At 48.9% G+C, this 11,395-nt stretch carries 7 protein-coding genes; 6 read left to right on the top strand and 1 reads right to left on the bottom strand.

Going from position 1 to position 11,395, the window contains the following annotated elements; all coding sequences use genetic code 11:
- Nucleotides 1-66: 66 nt before the first annotated feature.
- Nucleotides 67-824 (bottom strand): IS5 family transposase gene (locus QZV86_RS12025; protein ID WP_295625883.1). Its coding sequence is split into 2 segments (ribosomal slippage): nt 67-509 and nt 509-824, totalling 759 coding nucleotides; the frame shifts between segments, so codons are not numbered across the junction.
- 255 nt (nt 825-1,079) lie between these two features.
- Here QZV86_RS12025 and QZV86_RS12020 point away from each other — a divergent pair.
- From QZV86_RS12020 to QZV86_RS11995, 6 genes are all read left to right on the top strand, one after another.
- Entirely contained in the window at nt 1,080-3,428 is a 2,349-nt protein-coding gene (locus QZV86_RS12020) for a hypothetical protein (protein ID WP_295628454.1), read from the top strand.
- 198 nt (nt 3,429-3,626) lie between these two features.
- A complete protein-coding gene (locus QZV86_RS12015; protein ID WP_295628451.1) occupies nt 3,627-5,309 on the top strand; it encodes a multicopper oxidase family protein in 1,683 nt (560 codons plus the stop codon).
- 18 nt (nt 5,310-5,327) lie between these two features.
- Nucleotides 5,328-7,433 (top strand): tyrosinase family protein, encoded by a 2,106-nt coding sequence (locus tag QZV86_RS12010; RefSeq protein ID WP_295628447.1) that lies wholly within the window; start codon nt 5,328-5,330, stop codon nt 7,431-7,433.
- Between the two features lie 15 nt (nt 7,434-7,448).
- A complete protein-coding gene (locus tag QZV86_RS12005) occupies nt 7,449-9,752 on the top strand; it encodes a LodA/GoxA family CTQ-dependent oxidase (protein ID WP_295628443.1) in 2,304 nt (767 codons plus the stop codon).
- A gap of 14 nt (nt 9,753-9,766) precedes the next feature.
- Nucleotides 9,767-10,183: a hypothetical protein gene (locus tag QZV86_RS12000; RefSeq protein ID WP_295628441.1), complete on the top strand. Its 417-nt coding sequence runs from the start codon at nt 9,767-9,769 to the stop codon at nt 10,181-10,183.
- On the top strand, nt 10,164-11,285 hold the full coding sequence (locus QZV86_RS11995) for a tryptophan 7-halogenase (RefSeq protein WP_295628438.1): 1,122 nt from the start codon (nt 10,164-10,166) through the stop codon (nt 11,283-11,285). The genes QZV86_RS12000 and QZV86_RS11995 overlap by 20 nt, the downstream gene beginning before the upstream one ends.
- Nucleotides 11,286-11,395: the final 110 nt, after the last annotated feature.

Raw genomic sequence — 11,395 nt, 5'->3', positions numbered from 1 at the left:
ATCAAACCTCTGCATGTCTATTCGATGTGATCGAATAGATCAGCGTTTCCCTAGGGCCTGTTAACACTACCTAAGTGCTTCGACGATAAGAGCGAAATGGGTGAATGAGAGAAAGATGATATCCAGTTTGTCGAGTCTGGAGAATATTCGACGAAAGCCCTTGAGTCTGCGGAATAATCTTTCGATCTCATTGCGTTTTTTGTACATGGCACGGTCATATTCCCAGGGCTCCAAGCGATTAGTTTTGGGTGGGACAACCGGGATATAACCGAGCTCCAATGCAAGCTGTTTGGTTTGAGCACCTTCATAAGCACGATCCATCAGAAGATGAGTAGGTGAAGAGACGGGGCCGAGCGTTAACAAGAGTTGTCGCCCTTCCGGTGCATCATGCGCATGCCCCAGAGATAAGGCAAAGGTTATGGCTGTTCTGGCATCTACGGCAACCAGATGAATCTTGGTGGTCCAGCCACCTCGGGATTTACCGATGGATTGCGGGCCGTTTTTTTTAATGCATCAGTACCATCAGGGTGCACTTTGATGCTGGTGCTATCCATCGAAACGGTTTCAATTTTGATGCGAATGATTTGTTGTTGCTGCAACTGCTCAAAAACTTTTTGGAGCACGCCACTTTTCGCCCATCGATTTATTCGAGTGTAGATGGTGTGCCAATTGCCGAAGCGCTTGGGCAGTCCACGCCACTTGCAATCATGCTCGGTAACATACAGAATAGCATTGAGAATTTGTAGATTGGAATGACTGACATTGCCACGTTGGCGCGGCATACAGTGTTCGATCTGTTGATATTGGCTTTCGGTGATTTCCATCACCATATTATATCAAATAGTGTTAACAGGCCCTAAATATGTCTCTTAAGTAATCACGCTATTTTGTCCAACTTAGGTTGACGGTATACAGTTATCCTCAGGATTTCTAGATTCTTTTAACCCAAACAGGTCGCACATCGCGCTACTAGTTTATCCCCAAACCGATATCCAAAGCCTTGCCTTGACAACAAAGTCCATGTAGTCTGCTGAAGTTATTAATCGTCTTAAAACAGACAGCTACAACTAAAGGAAATCATGAGTATTTTGCATCAATGGCATTTCTTCCGCTCCGGCGGTTTCGATCAAGTTCACTTAAACTCAAGTGCTGACTTAACATCACTCGGCGAGCTCGACCCCAAACTCTGGGCAGCACTGAGTTGCCCTACCGATAATCTGGAATTTGATGCTAAAACACTCGAATTCATTGATACCGATAATGATGGTCATATACGCGTCCCAGAGATCATTGCCGCCGTGAATTGGACCACCTCACTGCTAAAGAACCCGGAAGATATGATCCGTGGATCAAATTCCCTGCTTTTGACCGCTATTAATGATGACACGGCAGAAGGCGCACTGTTACTGGCATCGGCAAAAGAAATATTGCTCAATATCGGCAAAGGCGAAGAGCCCGCAATCACCGTTGAAGATACGGCAGACTTGAACAAGATTTTTGCCAGCACAAAATACAACGGGGATGGCATTATTCCTTCAAGCACCGCGTTAGAATCCAGTACTCAAACTGTCATTGAGGAAATTATTTGTTGCGTCGGATCGGATGAAGATCGATCAGGCTTGCCAGGCATCTCTGAAGAAAAAATCAAACAATTCTATATTGAAGCAAACGCTTTCTCTGAATGGTGGCGAGAAGCGGAGAAAGACTCAATCAACATTCTACTACTGGGCGACGAGACGAATGCTGCCGAAGCAGCGTTCGATCGGGTTAAGGTTAAAATTGATGATTATTTTACACGCTGCAGATTGGCAGAATTTGATCAGCGTGCCAGTGATCCGTTGAATCCTGCGCTAACGGAATATGAAGCACTGACCAGCAAAAATTTGTCGGCAGATTCTGAAGAAGTTGCTGCTTTTCCTTTGGTAAAAGTTGAAGCGAAAAAACCGCTTCCGCTTGAAAACGGAATTAATCCTGCCTGGACTGGAGCGCTGACTGAGTTTAAAAAGAAGGTTGTTGTTCCACTGTTAGGAAATAAAGATAACCTAAGCAATGAAGATTGGCAGGAATTATGCAATAAATTCTCTGCTTATCAGGCTTGGTTGCGAGCCAAGCGTGGGGCTGCTGTGGAGTCTCTAGGAATCAAGCGCGTTCGCGCCATTCTGACGGGCGGATATCATGACAAAATCATGCAACTGATTCAGAACGACAAGTCACACTCCGGCACTGCGGATGCCATCAATTCGGTGGAAAAGTTAATTCGCTTTCATTGCCATCTTTTTCAGCTATTGGATAATTTTGTATCTTTTCATGATTTTTACACGGCCCAGAACAAGGCAATTTTTCAGGCCGGGTCGCTTTATTTGGATGGTCGTAGCTGTGATTTTTGTTTGCATGTCACAGATATCAACAAACACAGCAACATGGCAAATTTAAGTGGCACCTATCTGGCCTATTGCGAGTGTCGGCGAAGGGACGATGATAGTAAAAAAATGAATATCGTTGCGGCCTTCACGAATGGCGATGCAGACAATTTGATGGTGGGCCGAAACGGCATTTTTTATGACCGCAAAGGTCAAGACTGGAATGCGACAATCGTAAAAATTATCGAACACCCCATCAGCGTCCGCCAAGCGTTCTGGTATCCATACAAGCGAATCGGCAAAATGATCGGTGAACAAATCGAAAAGCTAGTCAGCGCCCGAGAAAAAGCGGTGCAAGATCAGGCCGCTTCCGGTATAGCAAATGCCGCACAAGCAGCGGATGCAGCCAAGACACCGCCCGCGCCATTTGATGTCGGGAAATTTGCCGGTATTTTTGCCGCCATTGGATTGGCCATTGGAGCCATCGGAACCGCGATTGCATCTGTCGTTACAGGTTTCATCAGCTTAGTCTGGTGGCAAATGCCACTCACAATCCTTGGATTGATTCTCTTGATCTCTGGTCCATCGGTTATCCTTGCGTTTCTCAAGTTACGCAAACGTAATCTGGCACCATTATTAGACGGCAATGGCTGGGCAGTAAATACACGCGCCATTATTAATATCCCTTTCGGCGCTTCACTAACGAAAATAGCCACCTTACCGCCCGGCGCTCAGCGGTCGCTGGTCGATCCTTATGCTGAAAAGGAACGCCCATGGAAACTCTATTTGTTTCTCATATTACTGCTGAGTAGCATCCTATATTTTTGGAATAGTGATTACTTCAACAAAAGCACTGAAGGAGAAACACAAGAGCAACTCTCGAGTAAGAAAAATGAAACATCCACTGGCGACAAGGCCAAACTCGATAGCGCCAATTTGGAACATAAAACCCCGAATACGCCTCAATCCGCGAGCAATTTAAAACATGACGCCAAAGCTGCTGCAGATAAACAATCCGGGGCGTCATCGGCAACAATTGTTCCGGTGCCCAAGCCAACCAGTCATTGAGAAATTAATTTACGCTGTTTTTAAACCATCTGCCACAATCGGAGCAATTCAGTATAGAAAACCGAACAAGAATTATATTTTATTAATTACAATCAATAGTTTTTAAATACCTCTTCATGTAACATAAGATATTAAATCGTCATGTTATAAACTCACACGAAAGCACTCTTATCAATGTTTTTCATAGAAGGAGCTGTTATGAATAAGTCGCAAAAAAAAGAAATATGCAATTTATTGATCTTATGCACTCTAATATTCGGCAGCTCGAGCGCCTTAGCAGGGAAAATTCATTCTCCTTGTAGTTATCATCCGATCGACATTGATAAATACGGCAAGCAGCCTTTCCAGAATCCACCCGAACTGCATCCACAAAATGGCAGGCTAGAAACTGAACTGACAGTACAGTATACCGATCCCAAAACCACTAGCATTGCGGGTTGTGGCGTAAAACTGCGCGCTTATAACGGTAAGCTGGTGGGCCCGACCTTGCGTATCAGGCAGGGAGATGTCATCAATTTACTGCTAAAAAACCGATTACCGAAAGAATCGCCCAACGAAATTCAAGCGCAATTCGATCATGAGAACCAAAACGCCTATCTGGATACCATTCCGGCGTCTTTCAATACCACTAATGTACACTTCCACGGCTTACACGTATCACCTACCGGCAACAGCGATAACGTATTGCTGGCCATTGCGCCGCAAACCGATTTCCCTTACGAAGTCACATTACCGCAAGACCATCCGATCGGTTCTTACTGGTATCACGCTCATGCGCACGGCTCGACGTCAATTCAGGTCGGCAGCGGTATGGCAGGTGCCATTATCATCGAGGACAATCCAATCACCACGCCAAAAGCACTATTGGCCGCCAATGCCAACGAAAAAATCTTCGTGCTGCAAACCACCCTATATAATCAAAAGGGGGAACTGAACAACATCACCAGCCTGTTCCCCGGCCCATCCCAACCCAAAGATTGCAATACTGCTGCTAACAAGGATACTTGGCCATGTTCGCAACGACGTATCACCATCAACGGTCAGATTGTTCCAATCATCACCATGAAACGTGGCGAAGTACAGCGCTGGCGTTTGATTGATACTGCTTTTCGCGAATCTATTGCATTTGCGGTCGAAAAGCACGATTTGCATGAAATTGCACTGGATGGAAACTATCTCGGACGTGTCGACACTTGGAAAGCCGGAACACCAATCGACTTGCAGCCCGGCTACCGCAGTGATGTCTTAGTCAAGGCCAGCATGACTCCGGGAGAATACCGCATCATCGATCAACCGGTCTCCAGTCTCAAATCACTGCGACAAGTCGACGAACCGGAAAATTTGCTGGCCATCCTAAAAATTACCCACGAAGTGGACGATATGGCTTTGCCAACCAGCGAGGAAATGGCTGCATTAGCGCCTTTTGGCAATCTCGACTTAAGTAAAAAAGCTGTGGGTGTACAAGAAGTCGCTTTTAAGCTCGGTCAGGATATGCCGGGGAAAAAGAACTACTTTCAAGTCAATTACCGCGCGTTTAATCCCGGCCATGTCCGTCAATTGGAATTGGGCGCCGTCGATACGTGGTCTCTCACCACAGTCGGCGACCCTGCTGCAGTTCCGAACGGCATTCCGCCGACCCCGCATGTGTTTCACATCCATGTCAATCCGTTCCAATGGCAACGCACAGGCCCGGACGGCAAACCGCAAATGGTCTGGAAAGATACGCTACTGGTGCAAGGCCCGGCAGTAACCAATATATATACGCAGTACCATGCCTATATCGGTAAGTTTGTCATACATTGCCACATTCTCGATCACGAGGATCTGGGCATGATGGAAGTCCAAGAAGTAGTCAATATACCGGTTGCACATAGCCATTAATCGTCAGGAGAACTCGCGATGCCGATTCGAAAAGCCAGAATCACGCGGTACGACCGCATCCGCAAAATCCTGAATGAAGCCGCCGCAGGCAGCTCCGTCGATTATGACGGTATTGGGCAGTTTTGGAATCATGGCGCCAAACAGCTCAAAGAAGCGTTCATTCACGGCATTCGCCTAGTTGCACCGGAAGCGGAGAAAATCAAAAGCTGTTGCGGGCAAAACGTCGATCAAAGCACCCCGGCTCACGGTGCCACATCAATGCTGGTACGCGGGTTGAAAGGAGAAACGCCATTCGACGGCTCGCAATTTCCACGTTTACCGTGGGGCGGTAAGGCGGTATCGCCGGAAGATATCGAATTCATCAGCAACTGGATCGACGATGGGTGCCCGGAGGATGACCACATACAGGCTATTACTGCCGATATACAGCAATGCGAAACATTACCAACCCGGCTATCGGTGCACGAAATCGTCGAGTTGGATCTGGCTGCAAAAGGCACGCGCACACCCAGTCGCCCCGGTGAGTTGCGTCAGCGCAGCAATCTCGATTGCCTAAACGAGGACGAACTCAAACGACTGAGCAATGCTTTCCACTACTTGTATCGCCTCAATGATTGGCCGGAAGATATTCGCAGCTATAACAACCAGGCATTGATCCACCAGAATCACTGCCAGCATGGCTGGGAACGCTTTCTCGCCTGGCATCGGGCGTATATTTATGAGTTTGAGCAAGATCTGCGGGATTTCGATGCAGATATCATGCTGCCATACTGGGACTGGGTAATGCCGCAATACCGACCAGAATGCGCGCAGAACGGCTGGATTATTCCTAAATCGTTCCAGGCCTTTTTGACCCTCGAACAAGCGGAAAAACTGATCACCGAATTAAAACCCAGACCTTCCGCTGCACAAAAACGCGTATTCCTGCAACTGGCCGAGCAGAAACAGCATTTCACATCGCAAAGCGTGTTTTTCCGCTATGTCTACAACACCATTGGCTACCAGCACGTAACACCGCAACCGCAGGACGCCAACCGGCAGCGCATGATCGACGCGCTGCTGGCATCCAATCCGTTCTGGTATCCGTTGCGCTTTCCGGCGGAATATGGCGGCCAAACCATCAACGAAGCAATTCATTATCACTATCCGTCCGCCAGTGACATCCAGCAAATACTGAGTCTGAACAATTTTCGTGATTTCGGCGGCGGCAGCATTTACGACGCCTCATTCGGATTTCTCGATCAGAATCCGCACAACACCATGCATATTTGGACAGGCGGCATGAATCCCTATTACGGAAATGACAAGTCGTACGAAGAAAACAGCATGATCTCGTTCCAATCGCCACAGAACGATATCGCTAAGCTGCGCAGCACCATGGTGCAGGCGGGTGGACGTCGTTTCCACTCACGCTCCGATATGTACAGTCAGCCGCAATATGGCGATATGTTCAGCAACCTGACCGCTTCCTACGATCCGATTTTCTGGTCGATTCATGTCAACGTAGATCGATTATGGTGGGAATGGCAACGGCTCAATCCCAGCGCCACGCCGGTAGAGTTGGACGCTATATTGTCGCCATGGAATTATACCGTGCGCGATACGCTGGACGCAGCGCGCTTTGGTTACGAGTACGTTCGCAGCTCTCATTTTATCCCGGTAGGACTGAACGCGCCGATTGGGCGCATCATTTCCAAGCCGATTCCGGTTAATGACCTCACACAAGGATTCCGCAAAGCAGAAATCCGCTTACATTGGGTGCCGCAATTATCGCGCTCCTGCTTTATCCGCGCCTTCCTGAATCAACCAGGAGCGAATGCGAAAACACCATTGCAAAGCAATCCGCATTTCGCGGGCTATCTCTCAATCTTCGGCCACGGCGCATGCTACGGTGGCCCCGGTCATTGCGACACGCCGCCACCCAGAACGCGCGATTACGATCACCGCACACGCAATCACAATACGCCGCGCAATCACAGAATCGATGTCACCGAATGCGCCAGAAAGCTGTTGGCCACGGGCGTTAGTGAATTACAAATCACTTTAATCGTGATTGGTGCCGACTACGAGGAAGATATCGATCTGCTCAAACTGGAAGGCGTTTCATTGAATTTTCTCGATTGATTACAGGAGATTTTCGTGGCAACCTATAAAATCCACCCCGGCATCGGTATCGCCCGCCTGGGTAACAGCGAAACCGAATTCTATCTCGCACCCGAAATACCTGCCGGGTTACCTCACGCTTGCGACGCCAAAGGCAACCCCATTTTGTCCGACGATCTCAGCACCCCGATATTGGTAAAAAACTTCAAAGACAAAAATGGCCGGATCAAGCGTCAAGCAGCCCGATTCCAAGTATTCGTATACGACGACGAGACGCCGGATGGACGTCCGCTGAAGTTGGGCGATGCCGTCGAAGGCGGCGGCAATCACGGCAAACTGATCGATATCCAATGGCGCGTCTATTTGGCAAATAAAAAAGCATCCTGGTACGAATTCAATACCCGCTCCGGCGAGCACGGCTACGCGGACAATCATCCGCGCCGCAACGCATCAATTGAAAATCGCGACCGCTTAATTATCGATCCTGGCCCGCGCACCATCAACAGCACCAATTTGCGCCATGCAAGCTTTGACCGCTCCGGTAACAACGTATATGCAACCAATTTCCCACCGCAGGGCTTAACACCCCACGACATTGATACGCTCGGTGAGATTCTGACTGACGACACCGCCCGCTTGCTCGTGCTGGGTGGATTCGGTCGTTCCGGCAGTGAAAAGTCCGGGCCGGGTGAGCCGCATATTTCACACTACGCTAATAACAACGGCTGGTATGACGATGTCTCCGACGGGCCGGTAATGGCGCGATTGGCGATGTATTCCGATCAAGTAGGTGCGGTACGCTATATCGATGTGGAATACCCGGCGTGGGTAGTGGTCGGCTATCCACGCTTCGTGCCGCAGATCCATGACATGGTTACCATGGACGAAGTACTATATGATTTATTTCTGCGCGAATTCGCATACGACACCAGCTTATACGGCCGTCTGGGAGGTTTCGACTGCCCGGAAACTGTGCCAGTCCAGAATCAGACAGCGTTGAGCCAATGGCAAGCAAGCCGACTGACCTGGAACAAAGACTTCAAACCCTGGTTTTATCGCGATATCTGGCCAATTTTGTTCAGACCGAATGAATTTCTGTATTTGAGCAATATTCTGGCGCAATCCAATTTCCCGCACGATCAGGAACAGCGCGGCACTTTTGATCCGTTCAAGCTCGGGCGAACACCGGGCCATGCGCAAAAGCGCACGGGTGTGGAATCGGCCGATACCTCCCCGACTGCCCGCGATGCCAGTCAGGGTGAAGCATTTATCGCTACCCAGCAACCTCTTGAGGATCAGCACAGTGATCCCTATCGGCCAATGCGGCAATTTCTGTTCGACTTACTGCGCCGCAACGGCGAGGATAACGAATTCAAATTGGAAGACAAAGTCGGCAGCCGAGTGCATAACCTGCCATTGATGCCATTATTATGCGGCGATAATCCGCTGACCAACGAAGTCGTCACCAAATTCCTGCGATTAACCGATTATCAATTGTTCATCCTTAAACAATGGGCTGAGGGTCGATTCATCAACGAAATGGAACAAGGCTGGATCAATCGGAAGAAGTACCCGGTATTTTTCCCCTACCCGACAACCCCGCCCGAAAATGGACGCAAACTGGATCGCGGCATACTGAGTAACGTACTGGGTGGCGCGTTCTGTCCCGGCGGCGAATTGAATTGGATCATGCGCAATCCTTCGATTTACTGGACACCTTACCGCATCAAGGCGGATCGTCACGTGGCGGATTTTCTGCAATCCGCGGCACAGGCAAATGCGAACCGGCAACCGACAAGCGTGATTGAAGAAATGTGCTTCAGTATAAACAACACACTCAGCCACAATAATAATTTCGGAACAGGCCTGCAACCCGGTGATTTGACCAAATATATGGCGTTGCCGTGGCAAGCGGACTTCAATGAATGCACCACAAATACCATCAACATCACGTACGCCGACTGGAATACCATCAATGCCGGTAACGACAATGACCAACGGCTCAAGCTCGAAGAAAAAATGTGGGATACGTTGTGGTGGCCTGCACACAGACCATTGCAATCCAACGAATTAACCGGTTTCGAGAACGGCCAGCCCGTCACTACATGGACTACCTGGAGCCGGGGTATCCAACAAACCTACGCCGGTGATTTGAAAATGGTGGAAGACTGGTGGAAGCTCGGATTTATCATTCGCAATCCGTATCTGCCTGGTATCGATAGCACACCATCAACAGGCCCTGATAACCGTTATTACAGCATTGAGCGCTACGGCAGTGAGCAGCTAGTCGCCTCGGATCCGCAACTCAGCACCATTATCAATCCCGCTAAGAATACTTGATCAAGGAGATCTCCATGAATGACAACCCGTTTACCGGCAACTGGACTTACCGTAGCTTATTGAACAACCCGGAGGTAAACCAAGCTTTCAACAATCTGGAATTTGGCCGGGGAACTATCACCATCAATGAAGATGCGATGCAATTGCTGAGCGGTATCATCGGCGGTCCGGGATGGTCGCTGACGTTAAAAGGTTCACGCGAATACGGCACGCCAATGCGAATCCGTTTTCAAGGGACAGGCATCGTCAATGGCGAACAATGGATTTACGATTATGAAGGCTATTTGATCAATCACTGGCCAAATGGCGTCCAACAACGGCCTGCGATTGTCGGTTCGGTGATTCGCACCATCCCACATTCCGGCAGCGAGCCGGGCACGGTGTCTCCCGCTGGCGTGGTCGCATCGTTTTATGCCGTCAAAACCGACTAACGAAAGCTTCGACGTCTTTATCATCGGTGCCGGCCCCGCCGGCACAGCAGCAGCAATCTCACTTCGCGAAATCATACCTGATGCCCGTGTTGGTATCGCAGATACGGGAAAAGCTGCTCATTTCCATGTCGGCGAATCAGTACCGCCACCCATAAAACCATTTCTTGATCATCTAGGGGTAGCAACCGCCTTCGAGAATGCGGCGCATAGCCCGGCTTTCCGAACTCTAAGCGCTTGGGGAAGCAGCGGGCTCGAAAGTAATGAGTTTTTTCTGCACGCTTACAATACCGGATGGCGATTGGATCGCACGAATTTTAACGCCATGCTTAAGACAGAAGCAATTCGTCGAGGAACTGCCAACATATCTGCACGGGCATTTTCACTTGCCGAAAGCCCTCATGGCTGGCTTATTGATTGCGGTAATGTAGGGAAATTTTCAGCCCGCTATGTCATCGATGCCAGCGGTCATACGGCGGTCGTATCCCGCTGGTTAAAATACGCGCCGCGCAAGCTGGATCGGTTAATTGGATGCGCGGTATTTTTTGAGCACCAAACGCAACAACCGGAATTATTCGATACGGAAACTGCCGTGATCGAAGCATGTTATCAGGGCTGGTGGTACACCGCCGCCATTCCAGGTCATCGAAGGATCGCCATGTTGATGACCGATGCGGATATTGCACGGCAACTAAGCATTGCCAACATGTCAACCTGGCTGCATCATTCTTCGTTGACAAAACATATCAAGCAGCGCACTGATACACGCTTTCCCTTGACGCAACCAATGATTTTCCCAGCATCATCACGCTGCTTTACAGATACTTACCCTCCCGGAATTGTAGCTGTCGGTGATGCTATCTCAAGTTTTGACCCCTTATCATCACAAGGCATCGTCAAGGCACTGCGATCAGCGTTATACGCTTCCTATGCCATCGCTGATCACTATTTGGGAAACGATACAATAGGTTTTTCTAAATATTTCACACTGATGCGCAATGAATTTGATAATTACTCTGTCACTTGGCAAGACTATTATCGACGTGAACAACGTTGGCCGGAAGCGCCATTTTGGCAACGACGACACCGGATGAAGCTGACGTAAGTATCGTATTATGAGAAAAATACTGCCTTTGTGAATCATAGGTCAAATCTTAGAATTGAGAGCTATAGTCAAATCTGGTGTATGAGAATCAAGCGACCTGCTGTTTTTGA

The organism is uncultured Nitrosomonas sp. (genome assembly GCF_902826915.1).
Lineage (GTDB): Bacteria > Pseudomonadota > Gammaproteobacteria > Burkholderiales > Nitrosomonadaceae > Nitrosomonas.
The sequence above is the reverse complement of the archived record's forward strand: the minus strand, read 5'-3'. Positions and strand labels throughout refer to the sequence as shown.